Source organism: Curtobacterium sp. MMLR14_002 (genome assembly GCF_001864975.1).
GTDB classification, from domain to species: domain Bacteria; phylum Actinomycetota; class Actinomycetes; order Actinomycetales; family Microbacteriaceae; genus Curtobacterium; species Curtobacterium flaccumfaciens.
In genome coordinates, this window is record NZ_MJGT01000050.1 from 44,671 (window position 1) to 63,738 (window position 19,068).

15 protein-coding genes are annotated in these 19,068 nt (G+C 71.2%); 6 read left to right on the top strand and 9 right to left on the bottom strand.

The features are described 5' to 3' along the window. Positions 1–58 precede the first annotated feature (58 nt). From BIU91_RS06800 to BIU91_RS06815, 4 genes are all read left to right on the top strand, one after another. Complete coding sequence (locus tag BIU91_RS06800) at positions 59–2,092, top strand: beta-galactosidase (protein ID WP_084740779.1); 2,034 nt, start codon at positions 59–61, stop codon at positions 2,090–2,092. Further along, entirely contained in the window at positions 2,089–3,003 is a 915-nt protein-coding gene (locus BIU91_RS06805; RefSeq protein ID WP_027467229.1) for a carbohydrate ABC transporter permease, read from the top strand. Before BIU91_RS06800 ends, BIU91_RS06805 begins: the two co-directional genes overlap by 4 nt. Continuing rightward, the gene (locus BIU91_RS06810; RefSeq protein WP_228516621.1) at positions 3,000–3,950 is read left to right on the top strand and encodes a carbohydrate ABC transporter permease; all 951 of its coding nucleotides are present in this window, start codon (positions 3,000–3,002) and stop codon (positions 3,948–3,950) included. The genes BIU91_RS06805 and BIU91_RS06810 overlap by 4 nt, the downstream gene beginning before the upstream one ends. 62 nt (positions 3,951–4,012) lie before the next feature. Beyond that, complete coding sequence (locus tag BIU91_RS06815) at positions 4,013–5,353, top strand: sugar ABC transporter substrate-binding protein (RefSeq protein WP_071404774.1); 1,341 nt, start codon at positions 4,013–4,015, stop codon at positions 5,351–5,353. 102 nt (positions 5,354–5,455) lie between these two features. Here BIU91_RS06815 and BIU91_RS06820 read toward each other — a convergent pair whose 3' ends face one another. The 4 genes from BIU91_RS06820 to aztB are packed head-to-tail and all read right to left on the bottom strand — an operon-like array spanning position 5,456 to position 9,649. Continuing rightward, entirely contained in the window at positions 5,456–6,634 is a 1,179-nt protein-coding gene (locus tag BIU91_RS06820) for a hypothetical protein (RefSeq protein ID WP_139196668.1), read from the bottom strand. Between the two features lie 26 nt (positions 6,635–6,660). Beyond that, a complete protein-coding gene (locus BIU91_RS06825; RefSeq protein WP_253183702.1) occupies positions 6,661–7,563 on the bottom strand; it encodes a metal ABC transporter substrate-binding protein in 903 nt (300 codons plus the stop codon). Beyond that, positions 7,560–8,759, bottom strand: coding sequence for a hypothetical protein (locus tag BIU91_RS06830; RefSeq protein WP_071404776.1), 1,200 nt, complete (start codon positions 8,757–8,759; stop codon positions 7,560–7,562). The genes BIU91_RS06825 and BIU91_RS06830 overlap by 4 nt, the downstream gene beginning before the upstream one ends. Next, positions 8,756–9,649 (bottom strand): zinc ABC transporter permease AztB, encoded by an 894-nt coding sequence (aztB, locus tag BIU91_RS06835; RefSeq protein WP_139196670.1) that lies wholly within the window; start codon positions 9,647–9,649, stop codon positions 8,756–8,758. Before aztB ends, BIU91_RS06830 begins: the two co-directional genes overlap by 4 nt. 50 nt (positions 9,650–9,699) lie before the next feature. Between aztB and BIU91_RS06840 the strand changes: the two genes are divergently transcribed. Beyond that, the gene (locus BIU91_RS06840) at positions 9,700–10,344 is read left to right on the top strand and encodes an ATP-binding cassette domain-containing protein (RefSeq protein ID WP_253183703.1); all 645 of its coding nucleotides are present in this window, start codon (positions 9,700–9,702) and stop codon (positions 10,342–10,344) included. A 337-nt stretch (positions 10,345–10,681) separates the two neighbouring features. Here BIU91_RS06840 and BIU91_RS06845 read toward each other — a convergent pair whose 3' ends face one another. From BIU91_RS06845 to BIU91_RS06865, 5 genes are all read right to left on the bottom strand, one after another. After that, entirely contained in the window at positions 10,682–11,914 is a 1,233-nt protein-coding gene (locus BIU91_RS06845; protein ID WP_071404777.1) for an MFS transporter, read from the bottom strand. A 7-nt stretch (positions 11,915–11,921) separates the two neighbouring features. After that, on the bottom strand, positions 11,922–13,352 hold the full coding sequence (locus tag BIU91_RS06850) for a M20/M25/M40 family metallo-hydrolase (protein WP_071404778.1): 1,431 nt from the start codon (positions 13,350–13,352) through the stop codon (positions 11,922–11,924). Positions 13,353–13,530: 178 nt separating this feature from the next. After that, entirely contained in the window at positions 13,531–14,268 is a 738-nt protein-coding gene (locus BIU91_RS06855) for a copper homeostasis protein CutC (RefSeq protein WP_071404779.1), read from the bottom strand. Continuing rightward, entirely contained in the window at positions 14,265–15,821 is a 1,557-nt protein-coding gene (locus BIU91_RS06860; RefSeq protein WP_071404780.1) for a M81 family metallopeptidase, read from the bottom strand. Before BIU91_RS06860 ends, BIU91_RS06855 begins: the two co-directional genes overlap by 4 nt. After that, positions 15,814–16,998 (bottom strand): ROK family protein, encoded by a 1,185-nt coding sequence (locus tag BIU91_RS06865; protein ID WP_084740782.1) that lies wholly within the window; start codon positions 16,996–16,998, stop codon positions 15,814–15,816. Before BIU91_RS06865 ends, BIU91_RS06860 begins: the two co-directional genes overlap by 8 nt. A 227-nt stretch (positions 16,999–17,225) precedes the next feature. Here BIU91_RS06865 and BIU91_RS06870 point away from each other — a divergent pair, with 227 nt between their 5' ends. Beyond that, positions 17,226–19,019, top strand: a complete 1,794-nt coding sequence (locus BIU91_RS06870; RefSeq protein WP_071404782.1) for a peptide ABC transporter substrate-binding protein — start codon at positions 17,226–17,228, stop codon at positions 19,017–19,019. Positions 19,020–19,068: the final 49 nt, after the last annotated feature.

The window sequence follows — 19,068 nt, forward strand, 5'->3', positions numbered from 1 at the left end:
TCGAAGGGGTCGCACGCGACCGAGGCGGCCGGGGTCGCCCCGATCAGCGAGGATCCCCGTGACGACCACCACCCTGCCGACGACCGCCACCGGCGCGCTCGGCCTCGGCTCGACGGGCCTCGCGTTCGGGTGCGACTACAACCCCGAGCAGTGGGACCCCGAGGTGTGGGTCGAGGACGTCCGGCTCATGCGCGAGGCCGGCGTGAACCTCGTCGCGATCAACGTCTTCGGCTGGTCGCACGTCGAACCGCGGCAGGGCGAGTACGACTTCGCCGCGCTCGACACCGTCATCGAGCTGCTGCACGGCGCGGGCATCGGGGTCGACCTCGGCACCGGCACCGCCTCGACCCCGCCGTGGCTCACCACCCGGTACCCCGAGGTCCTGCCCGTCGTCGCCGACGGCACGACCCGCTGGCCCGGTGGCCGCCAGGCGTTCTGCCCGAGCTCGCCGATCTACCGCGAGCACGCCCTCGCCCTGGTCCGCGCCACCGCCGAGCGCTACGGCGACCACCCCGCCGTGCGGCTCTGGCACGTGTCGAACGAGCTCGGCTGCCACAACGCACACTGCTACTGCGACGTCTCCGCCCAGGCGTTCCGCGGCTGGCTGCAGGCCCGGTACGGCACGGTCGACGCACTCAACGCCGCCTGGGGCACCTCGTTCTGGAGCCAGCGCTACTCCGCGTGGGAGCAAGTGCTGCCGCCCCGCGCGACGCTGTCGTTCACGAACCCGGCGCAGACCATCGACTTCGACCGGTTCTCGTCCGACGAGCTCCTCGGCCACCACCGTGCCGAGGCCGCCGTCCTGCGCGAGCTGAGCGACAAGGCCGTCACGACGAACTTCATGGTCGCCGCGCACATCACGGCGCTCGACTACTGGTCGTGGGCCGGCGACATGGACGTCATCGCGAACGACCACTACCTGGACCACCGTCTGCCCCGGCCGCACGTCGAGCTCGCCTTCGCCGCCGACACCACCCGTGGCCTGGCCGGCGGCGCCCCCTGGCTGCTCATGGAGCACTCGACGGGCGCCGTCAACTGGCAGCCGCACAACGTCGCGAAGGCCCCGGGGGAGATGCTCCGGAACACCGCGGCGCACATCGCCCGCGGGGCCGACGGGGTCTGCTTCTTCCAGTGGCGCGCGTCCGTGCAGGGCAGCGAGAAGTTCCACTCGGCGCTGCTGCCGCACGCGGGGACCGAGTCGAAGACCTGGCACGACGTGGTCGCGCTCGGCGCCCTGGTCGAGCGGCTCGGCGAACTGCGCGGGTCACGCGTGGTCGCCGACGTCGCGCTCGTCTTCAGCTGGGAGAACCAGTGGGCGGCCGACCTGGAGGCCCACCCCAGCACCGCGCTCCGCTACCTGGAGCAGGTCCACGCCTTCCACGCCGCGCTCTGGGACCTCGGCGTGACCGTCGACGTCGTCGCCCCCGGAGCGCCGCTCGACGGGTACGCGCTCGTCGTCGTCCCCGAGCTGTACCTGGTGCGCGACGAGCACGCGGCCGTCATCGCCGACCACGTCGCCGGCGGCGGGCACGCGATCGTCAGCTGCTTCAGCGGCATCGTCGACGAGCGCGACCGGGTCCGCACCGGCGGCTACCCCGGCGCCTTCCGTGACCTGCTCGGCGTGCGCGTGGACGAGTTCCTCCCGCTCGCCGCCGACGCCACGATCGCGCTGTCCGACGGCACGACCGGCAGCGTCTGGTCGGAACCGGTCGAGCTGCGCGGTGCGACGAGCGTCGTCGACTACGCCGAGGGCTCGCTCGCCGGCCGTCCTGCCGTCACCCGCAACGAGCACGGCGCCGGGACCGCCTGGTACACGTCCACGGTGCTCGACGCCGGTGCGCTGGGCGGGTTCGTCCACCGCGTCCTCGACGAGGCCGGGGTGCGCGCCGACCCCGCCGTCCGCCCCGGACTCGAGGTCGTTCGTCGCCGGGACGACACCCACGAGTGGGTCTTCCTGCTGAACCACTCCGACCGCACCGTCGAGCACCACGAGGCCGGCCACGAGCTCGTCGCCGACCGCCCCGTCACCGGGACCACCGCCATCGCCCCCGGCGGGACCCAGATCATCCGCACCGACAGGAACCGCTCATGACCACCACCGCACAGTCGCCCAGCGCGACCCGACGACGCCGGGGCGGCGGGTTCCGCTACCGCCGCGCCATCGCGATCTTCGTCCTGCCGTTCGCCGTCCTGTTCACGGCGTTCTACCTGGTCCCCATCCTCTACGCCGTGTGGGAGTCGCTGCAGAAGATCGAGCGGCAGGGCACGTTCGGCGCCCCGACGCAGGTCTTCGGCGGTCTGAGCCAGTACGCCCTGGTGTTCCAGGACGGCGAGTTCTGGAGCTCCGTGCTCCGCGTGCTGCTGTTCGGTGTCGTGCAGGTGCCGGTGATGCTCGGGCTCGCGCTCCTGTTCGCGCTGCTGCTCGACTCCCCGCTGCTGCGCGGCAAGCGGTTCTTCCGCCTGGCGTTCTTCGCGCCGTACGCGGTGCCCGGCGTCATCGCCGCGATCATGTGGGGCTACCTCTACGCCCCCGACCTGTCGCCGTTCTCCGCGGTGACCTCGCGGGTCGACCTGCTCGGCGGCAGCACCGTGCTGTGGGCCGTGGCCAACGTCGTGACCTGGGTCTACGTCGGCTACAACATGCTCATCATCTACTCGTCGCTCCTCGCGATCCCCGCCGAGGTGTACGAGGCGGCGAAGCTCGACGGTGCGTCCCAGCTCCGGATCGCCCTGTCGATCAAGATCCCGCTCGTGGTGCCGGCCATCGTCCTCACCGCGGTGTTCTCCGTCATCGGCACCCTGCAGCTGCTGACCGAGCCGACCGTGTTCCGCCAGTTCACCTCGACCATCTCGTCGACGTTCACGCCGAACATGCTCGTCTACTCGACGTCCTCGGTGCCGAACTTCAACCTCGCCGCGGCGTTCTCGGTCGTCCTCGCCGTCGCCACGTTCGTCCTGTCGATCGGGTTCCTCCGACTGACCCAGCGGAAGGCCGCCGAATGACCGTCAACGCCCCGTCCCAAGGCGACCTCGTCCGCGACGTCGGCCGACCGCTCGAGCCGAACCGGGCCTCCCGTCCGCACCAGCGCGGAGCGCGCGGTCCCCGTGAGAGCGTCATCTCGCGCAGCGCCGCGATGATCGTGATGGGGGTCTTCACCCTCTACTTCCTGCTGCCGATCTTCTGGCTGCTGGTCTCGTCCACCAAGACCGCTGCGAACTTCAACTCGACGTTCTCGCTGTGGTTCAGCGCCACCTCGGTGCAGGACTTCTTCGGCAACCTCGTCGAGCTGTTCACGCGGCAGGACGGCATCTACCTGCGCTGGCTGCTGAACAGCATCGCTTACGCCGGGGTCGCCGGCCTGCTCGGCACCGTGCTCTCCGCGATGTGCGGGTACGCCCTGGCCAAGTACCGGTTCCGCGGCCGCGAGGTCCTGTTCAACGTGTTCCTCGGCGGCGTGCTCGTGCCGGCGACCGCCCTGGCCCTGCCGCTGTTCCTCATCTTCAGCCAGGTCGACCTGACCGACACGTTCTGGTCGGTGTTCCTGCCGAGCATCGTCAGCCCGTTCGGCGTCTACCTGTCACGGCTGTTCGCGGCGTCGAGCGTGCCGGACGAGATCATCGAGGCCGCCCGCATCGACGGCTCCGGCGAGGTCCGCACGTTCTTCACCGTGGCCGTGCGGCTCATGTCGCCCGCGCTCGTGACGATCTTCCTGTTCCAGTTCGTCGCCGTGTGGAACAACTTCTTCCTGCCGCTCGTGATGCTCCGCGACTCGTCGCTGTTCCCCGTCACCCTCGGCCTCTACACGTGGAACTCGAGCGTGAACCAGTACCCGGACCTGCGCACCCTCGTGCTCATCGGGTCGTTCGTCTCGATCATCCCGCTGCTCATCGCATTCCTGAGCCTGCAGCGCTTCTGGCGCTCCGGCCTCGGCTCCGGCGGCCTGAAGTAGCCCCTCGACCCGCACCCCTTCCCGCACCAGCTCTCCCCACACCACATCCGAACGGAAACAGCATGAAGACAACGAAGTTCCTCAGCGTCGCCGCGATCGCCGTGGCCGCCACCGTGGCCCTCGCCGGCTGCAGCACCGGTGGCAGCAGCAGCGGCGGCGGTGGATCCGACACCGCGGCCGCCAGCTGCAAGCCCTCGGACGGCAAGGTCACCCTCGACTTCACGACCTGGGTGCCGAACATGGACAAGGTCGTCGCGATCTGGAATAAGGCCAACCCGGACATCCAGGTCAAGGTCTCGATCGTCGCGAACGGCAACAGCGGCACCTACCAGAACTTCTTCAACCAGCTGAAGGCCAAGCAGGCGCCGGACATCGGCCAGGTCGAGTACGACACCCTGCCGGCGTTCCGCGTGCAGGGCGGCCTCGAGGACATCGGCGCGTGCGCCGGCATCAGCGACGCGAAGAAGGACTTCTCCGACGGCCTGTGGAACCAGGTCACCTTCGGCGAAGGGAAGTCGGTCTACGCCGTGCCGCAGGACTCCGGTCCGATGGCGCTGTACTACCGCAAGGACCTGTTCGAGAAGGCCGGCCTCGACGCCCCGAAGACGTGGGAGGAGTACGCCGAGGACGCCGTGAAGATCAAGAAGCTCGGCGGCAACATCACGAACTTCGCCAAGGGTGACGTCAACCAGTTCGCCGGGCTCGTCTCGCAGGCCGGTGGCCAGTGGTTCGAGAACTCGGGCCAGGACTGGAAGGTCAACCTGGACGACGCCGCGTCGAAGAAGGTCGCCGACTACTGGCAGGACCTGATCGACAAGAAGCTCGTCAACACCCTGCCGAGCTTCACCGACCAGTGGAACAACGCCTACGACAGCGGCAAGGACTGGACCTGGGTCTCCGCGGTCTGGGGTGCGAACACCATCTCCAGCGGTGCGCCGTCGACCTCGGGCAAGTGGGCCGTCGCCCCGATGCCGCAGTGGAAGTCCGGCGAGACCAAGTCGGCCGCCTGGGGCGGTTCGTCGAACGTCGTCTTCGCGGGCAGCAAGCACCCGGCAGAGGCGTCGAAGTTCCTGGTCTGGCTGAACACCTCGACCGAGGCGCTCTCCGCACTGAACAAGGAGGCCAACCTGTACCCGGCCTCGACCACCGGCGCCGACCTGCCGGCCCTGACCGAGGGGCTCGACTTCTACGGTGGCCAGAAGATCTACGAGGAGTTCGCCACCGCGGCGAAGGACATCCAGCCCTTCACCTGGGGTCCGACGATGACGCAGACCTACTCGGACGTGTCCGACGGCTTCGGGCAGGCGGCGTCCGGCTCGGGCACCCTGAGCGAGGCGCTCGAGTCCGGGCAGTCCAAGACCATCGCGGCGCTCAAGGCGCAGTCGATCCCGGTCAAGGGCTGACGGACGGCGGCTGACGTCGCGCGGTCCACGCGCTGACAGCGGACAGGAGGCCCGTGGCGGGATCGCCACGGGCCTCCTGTCCGTCTCGGGTCGTTTCCAGCCCTACGCGACCGCGATCTCGTTGGGCACGCCCGGCAGCTCGTCGCTCGAGGCGATGACCTTCCCGGTGGTCAGGTCGACGGCGTGGATCTTCTGCTCGGCGGGGTCGGTGACGTAGGCGACGTCACCCTCGACCTTCAGGGCCGGGTGGGCGTCCTGCCACTCGGTCGGGCCCTCCCACGCGTCGATCACCGGGTACGACTCCAGCTGCTCGCCGGTCGTCTCGTCGAAGGTGTGCAGGGCACCGTCGTCGCCGAGCACGACGGCCTCGTCGCCGGGGCCACGGGCCAGGTCGCGGAACGTGAAGCCGACGCCGTCGGGCATGTCCGCGACGGTGTACTTCCCCGAGGCCGCGTCGATCAGGGCGATCTGGTCGAGCAGGTACCCCTCGCTGTCGGGGTCGTCGTTGTAGTCGCCGACGGCGACGGACGAGTCCTCGGTGGTGAACAGGTTGCCGGTGCGGCCGTACTCGGTCGGGGCGTCGGTCTTCTCGAACGCGCCGTCCTGGTAGACCAGGGCGCCGTCGGTGCAGCCGAACACCGCGACCTCACCTCGCACCGCACCCTCGCCGTGCACGTCGGGGCACTCCTCGGACCGGGTGATCTCCGTGCCGTCGGCGTCCAGGGCGCGCACGCCGGAGCGGCTCTCCTCGGTGCCGATGGTCGTCAGGAGCGTGCCGTCCTCGAGCTCGATCGCGACGCCGTGGTGGGCGGCCTCGGACTTCGTCGTCTCGACCTCGGGCAGGTCGGCTCCGTCGAGCTCGGTGTGGTCGAACGTCGTCACGTCGCCGGTGCCGTCGGCGAACAGGGCGGTGCGGTCGCCGTGGACGACCGCGTGGCCACCGGTGTCGGCGGGGAAGACCGCGTCGGTCAGGGCCGGCTCAGCCTGGGTGTCGAGGACCCGGAAGCCCTCGGGCACGGTGACGAGCACGTGGCGTCCGTCACCGGCCGGGTTGACCCGGGTGAAGCCGTCGATCGCGTCGTCGGCCATCACCTGCAGGTCCTGGTCGAGGACGAGCAGGCCGCCGTCGTAGGTCAGGGTGATGCGGGTCCCGTCGGCCTTCGGGGTCGCAGTGGTGTCGGACCCGGCGTCGGTGTTCGTGGCGCACCCGGTCAGGGCCAGGGCGGCCGCGCCGAGCAGGGCGGCGGGCCACGCGGCCCGGAGCGTCTTCGTGTTCGTCATGTCGCTCACTGTATTGATTCTCATTCTCAATTACCAGTCGACAGGCCGTCGAAGATGGCCTCGGTGTTCGAGCGCATCATGCCGAGGTAGGTGGAGGCGTCGCCGTCCTCCGTGAGGGACTCCGTGGCCAGCGGGTGGATCTCGACGTGCAGGTCGACCTCTTCCGCGAGCACCTCGGCCAGTCGCGCGGGCTGCGAGGCGTCGGCGAAGATCGTCCGGACCCTCGCCTCGTCGATGGCGTCGGCCAGGTCGCGCAGGTCGGCGGCGCTCGGGGAGGCCAGCGTGGTCCCGCTCGGGATCACCGCCCCGACGACCCGGAACCCGTAGTGGTCGGCCAGGTATCCGAACACGTGGTGGTTCGTGACGAGCGCCCGGCGTTCTTCGGGCACGGTCCGGAACGCGGTCGTCATCGTGTCGTCGAGGTCGCGCAGCTCGTCCAGGTAGGCGTCGGTGCCGGTCGGCTCGATGCCGGCGTCCCGCAGGTCCTGGTCGAGGGCCTCGACCACGTCGACCATCCGGGCGGGGTCGGTCCAGAAGTGCGGGTCGGGGCCGCTGTCGTCCTCGGTGGTCCACTCCAGCGGGTCGAACGCGTCCCCGGCGGTGGAGACCGGCACGCCGTCCTCGGCCGCCGCCGCGACGTGACGGGCGACCCCTTCTTCGAGCCCGAGCCCGTTCTCGACCACCAGGTCGGCGCTCCGCAGTCGTGCGGCTTCCTGCGCGGAGACCTCGAACGAGTGGGGGTCGGCGCCCGGGGGCATGAGGACCATGACGTCGGCCTGGTCCCCGACGACTTCGCTGACGACGTCGCCGAGGATGTTCGTCGTCACCGCGACGAGGGGTCGGTCGGAGCCGGCGGTGGTGCACCCCGTGGCGACGAGGGCGACGGCTGCGGCGACGAGGCCCGCGGTCAGGGCACTGGTGCCGGTCACAGTCCGACCTCGGCGAAGGCGACGGGGGTGACGGGGAGCTCGATCGTGCGAGCGACCCGGGCGCCGTCGGCGAAGTCGATCTCGTGCACGGTGCCGTCCGCGGGGTCGGCCACGTAGGCGCGCTGGGCGTCGAGCTGCAGCATCGGCGCGGGGCCGTCTGCGCCGGTGTCGATGAGCGCCTTCGTCGTGGCCGCCTTCCCCGTCGAGGCGGTCACGACGACCACCCGCCCGGAGTCGTCGAGCCCGACCACGTGCTCGTCCTCGTCGTCCACCGCGACCACGGCGCGCAGGGGCCGTTCGGTCGGCACGAGCCGCCACGAGCCCTGTCGCACGTCGAGCAACCAGAACCCGGTGGTGCCGGCCAGTCCGGCGACGGTGGGCCGGCCGGCGCGGGCGGCGAAGGCGGTCGGACGCTCGGCGCCGTCGGGCAGGTCGACGAACGAGGTCTCGCCGGCGTCGTCCACCACGACCGCTCCGTCTGCGCAGCCCACGACGGCACCGGCGCGGGTGACGATCCCGCCGGCGGGGTCGGTGCAGGTCTGCGCTGTGCCGGCGGGGTCGGTCGCCTCGCCGTCCGCGTCGAGCACGCGGACCGTGTCGCCGTCGGCCGCCACGAGCTGCTCGCCCATCGGCAGCAGGACGCGCGCGTCGATCCGTGCGGTCTCGTCGACCTCGCCCTGGCCCAGCGCCTCGCGGTCGAGCACGACGGCCTCGGCGCGGTCCGGCCAGGTGATCGTCGTCATGGTCTCGGACGAGTGCACGTCGACCCGGCCACCGCCGTCGATCGTGCCGACGACCCGGGGCTCGGCTGCGTAGTAGTGCGTGTGGTCGCCGTGGTCGACGGTCCAGGACCCGCCGTCGACGATCGTCGTGCGGTCGGCATCGCTCGTCACGAGGAACCGGCCGTCGGTCGCCGAGTGCTCCGGTGCGTCCACGTCGTCGAGTTCGGTGGTCTCCTCGGTGAGCAGGTCGTGCAGCGCGGTCGCGCCGGTCGCCGACACGGCCAGGAGGCGCACCTGGGGTTCCTGGGACTCGCTCGCGCCCGCCACGTAACCGTGGGGACGGGCGGTGCCGGTCGAGCTGTCGGCCGACGGGGTGCCCGTGGAACAGGCGCTGACGGTGAGGGCCAGGCCGGTGGCGAGGCCGATGGTGGACAGGAGGCGCGCGGGGGCGCGGCTGGTGGTCGAGTGCTTCATGCTCCCTCTCGAGACGGTGCGGCGGATCGTGGTGCTGCCGGCGCGGCCGCGCGCGCCGGTGTGGGGATCGGTGTGTGCCGCAGGACGACGGCGGCCAGGGCGCGCGAGACCACGACGCCGCCGACGGCGACCGCGGCGATGCTCGCGCCGGCGGCGGTGCCGGCGTGCCAGGACACGAGCAGCCCGACGAGCACGGCGGCGGCACCGATGCCGGCGCCGAGGAGCATCGTCGAGGCCACGTGCCGGGTCCAGGCACGGGCGGCCGCCGCCGGCGCGAGCAGCAGGCCCACGACGAGCAGGGTGCCGACGGCCCGGTACGAGGCGACGACCGCCAGGGTGACGAGCCCGATGAGCACGACCTCGGCCAGTCGTGGGTGCAGGCCGAGCGTCGTGGCCTTGCGGGTGTCGAACGCCAGTGCGGTGAAGGGCCGGTGGAACGCCACGGCGACGGCCAGGGCCACGGCTGCGGCGATCGCGAGGCCGCCGACGTCGGCCCGGGTGACGGCGAGGACGTCGCCGAACAGGATCGCGGTGACGTCGGTGGCGAACGACCGCGAGGACGACACGATGATCACGCCGAGTGCGAGCATCCCGACGAAGAGCAGGCCGATCGAGGTGTCGTACGACAGTCGTGCACGACGACGCAGTGCCCCGACGCCGAGCACCATCACGCCCGCGCTCACCGCGGCACCGATCACCGGGGGGATCCCGGTCAGGGTGGCGATCGCGACGCCGGGCAGCATGCCGTGCGAGAGCGCCTCGCCCAGGAACGCCATGCCCCGGACCAGCACCCACGTTCCGACCACGGCGCAGAGGACCGCCGCCAGGGAGCCGCCGACCAGGGCGCGCAGCATGAAGTCGACGGAGAACGGATCGGTCAGCCAGGGCACGGTCCGAGACGCTACATGAAAACGAGTATCGATACTGATAGCGTGCTCAGGTGCCTGCGACCGAGCCGACCGACCCCTCCGCGCCCCGATCTGCCGTCCACCTGGACCGGGTGACGGCAGTCCTCGGCGACCGGACCGTCCTCGACATGCTCGACGTGACGTTTCCCGCCGGGGCCGTCACCGCGCTCACCGGACCGAACGGATCCGGCAAGTCGACGCTGCTCGACGTGGTCGCGGACGTCGTGCGGCCGACCGCCGGGCGCGTGACGGGCCTCCCGTCCGACGGTGTCGCCTACGTGACCCAGTCCGTGCCGCCGACCACGCTCCCGCTCACCGTCCGCGCGGCCGTCACGATGGGGCGGTGGCGGCACCGCGCGTGGTGGCGGCCGCTCGGAAGCGCTGACCGAGCGGTCGTCGACGCGCAGCTCGAGCGGATGGCGATCACGGACCTCGACGACCGGCCGATCGAGGAACTCTCGGGCGGGCAGCGGCAGCGCACGCTCGTCGCGCTCGGGCTGGCCCAGCGGGCGGGGGTGCTGCTGGTCGACGAACCGACCGCCGGCGTGGACGCCGAGTCAGCGGCGCTCGTGGTGGCGGCGCTCGCCGACGAGGCCGCGGCCGGCGTCGTGGTCGTGCACGCGGCCCACGACCCGGCGGCGATCGCCGCAGCCGACCGCATCGTCACCCTGACCTGACCCTGCTTCCGTCGGGTCGATTCCGCAAAACACCGGTGTTCACCCGTTTGAACCGCGGTCTGCGCGTGTTCAGAGTGCGAACACCGGTGTCTTGCGGACGCCGGAGCGGGTGGCGGTGAGGTCGATCTCGGACTGGGTGCGCAGGATTTTCTGAGATACGGCCTGATCTCAGAAAATCTGGTGCGTCGATTCTGAGATCAGGGAGTGCTCGTGTTCAGGCCGTCGGGACCGGTTCCGCGCCGTCCGGCTCGCAAAACACCGGTGTTCACCCGTTGAACCGCGGTTCTCGCGTCTGCAGAGCACGAACACCGGTGTTTTGCGGGCCCCGGAACGGCGGTCAGGGGCACGCGACGGCCACCGGGCCGGTCGGCGTCGGGTCGGCTGCGACCGGCTCGACCACCGGCACGGCACTCGACTTCCGCAGCCCCATCGCGACGAGCACCACGGCACCGACGATCGCGACCCCGCCCGCTAGCCAGAAGTCGGCAGCCAGACCGAACGACGACACCGCGGCCCCACCGAGCACCGAACCGGCGGCGATCGCGAGCTGGATCGTCGTGACGAACAGCGCGAGCCCGGTCTCGGACCCGGCCGGCGACGCCGTCGACATCCACGTCTGCATCCCGAGCGGCAGCGCACCCCACACCAGGCCCCACACGACGAGCAGCACGAAGACCCCCACGACGGAGTGGGCGAGCAGCGGGAGCAGCACGAGTGCCGCCGCGAGCACGAACTTCGACGCCCCGATGGTGCCGAGGACACTGCGGTCGAGCGTGAAGCCGGCGGCGAAGTTCCCGACGATGCCCGCGACGCCGAACACCAGCAGCGCGATCGTCACGGTGTCCGGGCCGACGCCGACGAGCTGCTGCAGGTACGGCGCGATGTAGGTGTACGCGGCGAACTGGGCCGCGAAGACGAAGGCTGCGGCGATGAGCCCGACCCGGGCGCGGGGCACGCGGAGCAGCGACCCGAGCGTGGCGAACCGCACCCGCTGCTGCGCGGGGATCCTCGGCAGCATCGCGAGCTGCAGGACGAGCGCGACGACACCGAGCGCCCCACCGATCACGAAGCCGAGGCGCCAGCTGGCGAGCGACGACACCAGGGCGCCGAGCGGCAGGCTCACGACGGTCGCGACGGAGACGCCGGCCGTGATGAGCGAGGTCGCGCGGATCGTCAGCTCCGGCCGGACGAGTCGCCCGGCGATCCCGGCACCGATGGCCCAGAAGCCCCCGATACCGACACCGAGCAGCATCCGTGCGATGAGCAGCACCCAGAACGACGGCGCGATCGCGGCGAGGCCGTCGGCGACGACGAGCAGCACGGTCAGGGACACGAGCACCACCCGGCGGTCGAGTCGCGAGGTCAGGACGGTGACGACCGGTGCCGCGACGGCGCCGACGAGTCCGGTGGCGACGACCATCAGGCCGGCGGTGCCGATGCCGACGTCCAGGTCGTCGGCGATGGCGGGGAGCAGCCCGATGGGCAGGAACTCGGACAGGACGAGCACGAACGACCCGAGTGCGACGGACGTGACGCTGAGCCACCCGCGGCGCGCTGCTGACGATGTCATGGGGGCATCAAGCCCCGGAGTGCGACGATCCATTCCCGGCCTCGCCGAGTCCGCTCCACAGGTGCGCGATCGTCGCCGCACCGTCGAGCAGGGTGCGCAGGTCGACGCTCTCGTCGCTGGCGTGCCAGTGGTCCTCCGGCAGCCCCGTGCCGACGAACAGGACGGGGGCGTCGAACACCCGGCCGAGCAGCTCCGCGGGACCGCCCCCGGCGTTGCCCATCCGCCCGGCGGTCTCGGTGCCGTGCCCGAGTTCCATCGCCCGCACGAGCGCGTCGAGTTCGGGGCCCGACGGGGTCACGTACGGGTCCTGGCCGGTCTCCTCGGGGATCGTGAGCTCGTAGGTCACTCCGTCGGGCATCGTGTCCCGGACGAACCGGCGCAGCTGCTCGGCGACGGCCTGCACCCGCTGCCCCGGCACGGTCCGGATGCTGATCTCGGCCGTTGCCTCACGCGGGACCACGGCTCGTGGGAACCCGGTGGGGTCGCCTGCGAGCAGGGTCAGCACCTCGATCGACGGTCGTGCCCAGAGCCGCTCCTCGACCGAGTACCCCGCCTCGCCGGTGATCGCCCGGGTCTCGGTTCGCTCGACCCAGACGTCGGCGTCGAAGTCGAGTGCCTGCAGCTCGGCACGGCGTTCGTCCGTGAGCGCGTCGACGTCGTCCAGGAACCCGGGGATCGTGATGCGGCCCTCGTCGTCGTGCAGGGCCGCGAGCACGGTGACGAGCGCGTGCACCGGGTTCGGCGCGGGACCGGACACGGCACCGCTGTGGACGTCGCGCGCTGGCCCGGTGACGGTGAGGGTCGCGCCCGTCATGCCACGCATCGACGTGACGACGGCGGGGTTGCCGGCCTTCCACTGCAGCGTGTCCGAGAACACGACGACGTCGCACGCCAGCCGTTCCTTCTCGGCGTCGAGCAGGTCGGCGAAGTGGCTGGAGCCGAGCTCCTCTTCTCCTTCGACGAGGAACTTGAGGTTCACGGCCGGGGTGCCGTCCGGTCGGGTGGCGAGGTGCGCGCGCAGCCCCCACAGGTGGGCGAGCACCTGCCCCTTCGCGTCGGACGCCCCGCGCCCGTACAGGCGTCCGTCACGGAACACGGGTTCCCACGGCGAGGTCTCGTGCCACTCCTCGGGCTTCGCGTGCCGCACGTCGTGGTGGCTGTAGACGAGCACGGTCGGCAGCGCCGGGTCGACGAGCAGCTCGGCGTACACGGCCGGTGCGGGACCGGCCTGCAGGATCTCGGTCTCGAGGCCGAGCTCGCGCATCGCTCCGGCCAGCCAGTGCGCGGACCGTTCGACGTCGATCGCGCGCTCGGGTTGCGAAGCGACGGACGGGATCCGCACCCACTCGCTGAGTTGCCGCACCAGGTGTTCGCGGTGCTCCTCGAGGAACCGCGCGACCTCGGCGCGACGGGTGTCGGGTTCGGTGCTGTCGGTCACGGGAGCGGACACGGTTCTCCGTTCGGTCAGGTGGTGCCGACCGTAGGAGCGGGTCCCTCCGGGTGGTCCCGAATTGGCCTGGAGGCGCGGTGTGCGTCCGCCACGCGCCGCACCTCGGACCCGGTGCGGGTCCGGAGCCCAGTGTGGGTCCGGGGCCTCGGTGCGGGTCCGGAACGACTCAGGCGTCGAGCGCGCGCCGCGCGGCCGCGACGACCTCGGCGTCGGTGACGAAGTGCGCCGAGCCGTCGTCCCCGGCGCCCATCGGCACCCCGGCGTGCGTGCTGTCCGCGGCCGGACGCTTGGCCGACAGGTGCACGGCGGCGGCACCGGTGGCGAGCAATGCGCGGACGTCGGCGGGGGTGACCCCGGCGCCGGCCATCACCTGCACGGGCCCGGCGGCCTCGACCATGCGGGCGATCGTGTCGGCGCCGGCGACCGCGGTGGGGGCGGCACCCGACGTCAGGACGCGGGTGAACCCGAGCGCGGCGAGCGACCCGGCTGCGGCGACGGGGTCGGTCGCGTGGTCGATCGCGCGGTGCAGGGTGACCTCGGCGGTGGCGCTGACCGACCGGGCGGCGTCCACGAAGCGGCGGAGGGCGTCCTCGTCCAGGGTCCGGTCGGGGCGCAGGGCACCGACCACGACACCGGCGGCCCCGGACCGCAGGACCGTGCGGACCTCGCGCACCATGAGCTCGACCTCGTCGGGGGAGTGCACGAACCCGCCCGGACGGCAGCGGACCAGCGCGTGCGCCGGGATCCCGGTCTCGTGGGTCGTCTCGACCAGGGCCTGCGAGGGGGTGAGCCCGCCGAGCTCGAGCCCGACGCAGAGTTCGACGCGGTCGGCGCCGCCGTCCCGCGCGGTGATCGCACCAGCCGGAGAGGTCACGGCGATCTCGAGTGCGGCGGTGGTGCTCATGCAGGGGCTCCGAGCGGTTCGTTGGAGGCGGGGACGATGCGGGCGCGGAGGTCCGGTGCCGTCGGGAACACTCGATCGTAGGGGAACATCGGCCGCTCGATCCTGTGGTGCCCGAGGCGCAGCAGGTCCTGGTCGACACCGCCCGGGGTGAGCGCGAGCATCCAGTCGGCGGACATGTCGAACAGCTCCGGTTCGAGGTACCCGATCTTCACGATGACGACGTCCGCCTGCCGCGGCGCCAGGTCGAGGTCGGTGAAGTCGTGCTCGTGGTGGTAAGGCTTTCGCAGCTTCGTCAGGATCGCGAAGACGCTGCCGACCTGCAGCACGACCTCGGTCTCGGCGTCTCGGTCGCCGTGCTTGATCGCGTGCACCCGGCCGGTCATCGTGATCGGGCCGGCATGCACGTGGTCGACCTCGGCACCGGCGGTCACGGTGATCGTCGCACCGACGCCGGCGTCCACCGCCGCGGCGACCGCGGCCGGTCCGGGCACGCTCGCGTAGATGACGGTCGGGCCGGACGGGTCCTGGAACTCCGGGCGGGCGAGCACCTGCGTCAGGCCCCAGGTCATGTCCCCGGAGCCGCCCGCCGTGGGGTTGTCGCCCGAGTCCGAGACGAAGTACGGCTTCGCGGCGCCCGGGGCGAGCGCGGCGTCGAGGCACTCCTCGAACGTGCCGGTGGGGGCGACGAACACGAAGTCCTCGCGGACGTCCCAGAACGCCGCCGCGAGCCGTTCGGCACCGGCGGCGACGGCGGCCTCGTCCCACCCGGTGACGACGGTGACGGCCTGGTCGCGGGGCTGGTCGGCCCAGGCGTACCCGACCCAGATCGCGGCGTCGAGCACGCCCTCGGTCTGCTCGACGAGCGGGACCTGCGCGTACAGGGACTTCGCCGGCTCGAGGCGGGTCGAGGTCTGCTCGCCGGGCAGCAGGACGGGGATCGGGATCCAGGCCTTCACGGGTCGCTGCGCACCGACGGGTCGTTCGGTGAGCACGTCGACGAGGTTCCGGACGGCACGCTCCTTCGTCTCGAGGGTGTCCTCGTGCGGGGCCATCCGGTAGCAGGTGACGAGGTCGACCTGGTGGGCGAGCTCGCGCGTGACGTTGCCGTGCAGGTCCATCGACGCGGACACGATGACGTCGGAGCCGACGACCGCGCGGATTCGACCGAGCAGGTCCGTCTCGGCGTCGTCGAGCCCCTCGACCACCATCGCGCCGTGGATGTCGTACCAGAGCCCGTCGACCGGACCCATCGCACCCAACCGCTCGACGATCTCGTCGGCCAGGGCTTCGTACGACGCCCGGTCGACGATCCCGCCGGGCAGCGCGTGCCCGATGAGCGCCCCACGGAAGTCCGCCCGGTCGGCCATGGTCGCCAGGAACGGGTACCGCGCGACGGCTTCATCCCCGCGGTCCGGGTGGAAAGCGGGGGCGTGGGTCCGGGTCGGCGTGAACGTCGAGGTCTCGATGGCGAGCCCGGCGATGGCGATGACCGGGCGACGGGCACCAGCGGTGCTGGCGGGGGCGGCGGGGGTGACGGGACCGGTCTCAGACACGGACGCTCCTGTTCCTGGTGGTGGACTGGGGGATGGGCGCGGAGAGCTCCTCGAGCGAGGCGGCGAGGCCCCGCTGCAGCGCGAACTGCCCGGCGCCGACGAGCCCGGCGTCGGCACCGAGCGACACCGGCTCGATGGCCAGGTGCTGGGTCATCAACGGGTGGCAGCTCTCGTAGAGCTGGCTCCGCACGGCGGCGATGAACGGGTCGAGGGTCGACAGGATGCCGCCCAGGTAGACGGCGTCCGGGTTGAAGAAGTTCACGTTGGCGGCGAGCACCTCGCCCAGGTACTTGCCCGCCATCCGCACGGCACGGGTGGCCTCGGGGTGTGCGTCCGAGGCGAGCCGGACGACGTCGGCGGTCGAGGCGACGTCGACCCCCGCGTTCGACAGGATCCGGACCAGGGCGGCCCCGGACGCCACCGTCTCGAGGCATCCGGTGTTGCCACACGAGCACGGGGTGTCCCCGGCGGCGTCGATCCGCACGTGCGTGATGTCCCCGGCCGCACCGGTCGACCCCCGGTAGAGCCGACCGTCGATGACGATGCCCGCGCCGATCGCCGACCCGGCCTTGATCGTGATGGTCTGGCGTCGAGCGGGATCCTGCACGGTCTGCTCACCCGCCGCCATGCAGTTCGCGTCGTTGTCGACGATCGCCGGCAGCCCGAACCGGTCGCTCAGCCACGCGGCCACGGGGAACCCGTTCCACCCCGGCATCCGGCTCGGCAGGTCCACGACCCCGGCGACGACGTCGACGGGCCCGGGCAGGCTGAGCCCGACGCCCCGCAGCCCTTCGCGACCACGGTCGTCGGCGAGCCGCTCGAGCATCGCGGCCAGGCGCTGGAGCCCGGCGGTCGGACCGTCGGAGAGCGCGAACGGGACGTTCGCGACCGACTCGAGCGCGCCTCCAGGCAGGACCACGCCGATGCGCGCGTGCCCGCCACCGACGTCCGCGGCGACCGCGTACTCGTCGACGCCGCCGATGCGGAGCACCTTGCGGGGGCGCCCGCCGGTCGAGACGTCGGTGCCTTCCTCGGCGAGGATCCCGTGCTCCAGGAGCTGGCCGACGACGTGCGAGACGGTCGAGGGGGCGGCTCCGAGCACCTTCGCGATCTCGGTCCGGCTGGCGGCCTGCCCCGATGCGACGAGCTCGAGGACGCGGGCGCTGAGATCGGCCACGACTTTCTCCAATCCGGGCGGAACGGGAGCGGAACACCGGTCGGTGGTCCGTTCTGCCGCGAGCCTACGGGGCGGATCGAGCGGTCCACCCTTTCGTCCGTTCCGCAGTAACGCAGTTTTTACATCGAGATGTTTGTTTTTCCAATCGCTTTGGTCCTTGACTGTCCTCGTGCCGCTCGGCACCCGTGCTCCACCTCCCCGAAGTCCCTCGCACAAGGAGACACCGCATGTCCAAGCCCCGTCGCTGGGCGCTCCTCACCGGAGCTGCGATCGCCGTGAGCGCGCTGCTCGCCGGCTGTTCCGGAGGCGGCAACGCCTCGCAGGGATCGACCGACGAGATCGACTACGCGCTCCCCGCCAACTTCACGCCGAACTGGATCCTGCCGATCGGCACCGCCGCGCACCTCAACACGAACAACGGCTCCATCGCCCAGTCGCTGTACGAGCCGCTCGTCGCCTACGACGGCTCCACCGGCAAGATCGCGTGGAACAAGGCCGGCTCCGTCGCCACCGACGCGAAGTTCGCCGACGACGGCAAGAGCGTCACCATGACGCTCGGCGACCGGCACTGGTCGGACGGCGAGGGGATCACGAGCCGCGACGTCGGGTTCTGGTTCAACCTGATCAGGGCGAACAAGGACCAGTGGGGCTCGTACTCCAAGGGCAAGGCGCCGGACAACTGGACGTCGTTCAAGGCCGTCGACGACACGCACTTCACCATCACGTTCGACAAGGCCTACAACTCGGACTGGATGCTCGCCAACCAGCTGAGCCACATCATCCCGCTGCCCCAGCACGCCTGGGACAAGACCAGCGCGACCGCGAAGGTGACCGACGCCGACGAGACCACCGCCGGCGCGAAGCAGGTGTGGAAGTACCTCAACACCGCCGCCGGCAAGATCTCCGACTACGCCACCGACGACCTGTGGAAGACCATCTCCGGCCCCTACGGCGTCAAGACCTTCACCACGGCCGGCAAGGTCACCCTGACGGCGAACAAGAAGTACGACGGTGGTGAGAAGCCGTCGATCACGACGGTGAACCTGCTGCCCTTCACCACGGCCGACGCCGAGGTGAACGCCGTCCGCTCGGGCGAGGTCGACTACGGCTACATCAACGCCACCGACATGGACCAGAAGTCCGCGTTCACGGCGAAGGGCTACTCCGTGGAGCCGTGGACCGGCTGGGCGATCACGTACATGCCGTACAACTTCAACAACCCCGACATGGGCGACGTCTTCAAGCAGCTGTACGCCCGTCAGGCCGTCCAGATGTCGATCGACCAGACGTCGCTGTCGAAGGTGGTCTTCAACGGCACCGCCACCTCGACCTACGGTCCGATCCCGCAGGCACAGGAGTCCGACTACGTCTCCGACGTGCAGAAGTCGAACCCGTACCCGTTCAGCACCTCGAAGGCCAAGGACCTGCTGACCAGCCACGGCTGGGAGGAGCAGGGCGGCACGATGGTCTGCACCGACCCGGGCACGTCCGCCAGCCAGTGCGGCGAGGGTGTCAAGGAGGGCACGAAGTTCTCGATGCAGGTGCTGTCGCAGTCCGGTTCGACCGTGACCGACAACATGATGAGCGCGATCCAGTCCTCGCTCGCGAAGACCGGCATCGACTTCACCATCAAGACCGCGCCGGTGTCGAGCGTGCTGTCGCAGACCCCGACCTGCACCTCGGACGAGGCCAGCTGCGACTGGGACCTGTCCTTCTTCGGCACCGCGGGCAGCTGGTACTTCCCGGCCTACCCGACCGGTGAGTCGCTGTTCCAGACCGGCGGTTCGGCGAACTTCGGCAGCTACTCGAACAAGGAGGTCGACTCCCTGATCGACGCGACCACCACCTCGACCGACGCCACCGCCGTGCAGGACTACAGCGCCGCGGTCGCGAAGGACCTGCCGGTGATCTGGCTGCCGAGCCCGGACTACCAGATCTCGGTCGTCAAGAAGGGCCTGTCCGGCTTCGACCAGGACTCGCTCGCCAACTTCCACCCGGCCCAGTGGAAGTGGACCAAGTAGGAAACCGACCCTGGAGGCGCGGTGCGCGACCGACGCGCACCGCGCCTCC

What these genes read in the sequence shown, in the direction of transcription:
- BIU91_RS06870 (WP_071404782.1), top strand. Translation starts at nt 17,226, where the DNA reads ATGTCCAAGCCCCGTCGCTGGGCGCTCCTCACCGGAGCTGCGATCGCC.
- BIU91_RS06845 (WP_071404777.1), bottom strand. Translation starts at nt 11,914, where the DNA reads ATGACATCGTCAGCAGCGCGCCGCGGGTGGCTCAGCGTCACGTCCGTC.
- BIU91_RS06830 (WP_071404776.1), bottom strand. Translation starts at nt 8,759, where the DNA reads ATGAAGCACTCGACCACCAGCCGCGCCCCCGCGCGCCTCCTGTCCACC.
- BIU91_RS06815 (WP_071404774.1), top strand. Translation starts at nt 4,013, where the DNA reads ATGAAGACAACGAAGTTCCTCAGCGTCGCCGCGATCGCCGTGGCCGCC.
- BIU91_RS06805 (WP_027467229.1), top strand. Translation starts at nt 2,089, where the DNA reads ATGACCACCACCGCACAGTCGCCCAGCGCGACCCGACGACGCCGGGGC.
- BIU91_RS06810 (WP_228516621.1), top strand. Translation starts at nt 3,000, where the DNA reads ATGACCGTCAACGCCCCGTCCCAAGGCGACCTCGTCCGCGACGTCGGC.
- BIU91_RS06855 (WP_071404779.1), bottom strand. Translation starts at nt 14,268, where the DNA reads ATGAGCACCACCGCCGCACTCGAGATCGCCGTGACCTCTCCGGCTGGT.
- BIU91_RS06820 (WP_139196668.1), bottom strand. Translation starts at nt 6,634, where the DNA reads ATGACGAACACGAAGACGCTCCGGGCCGCGTGGCCCGCCGCCCTGCTC.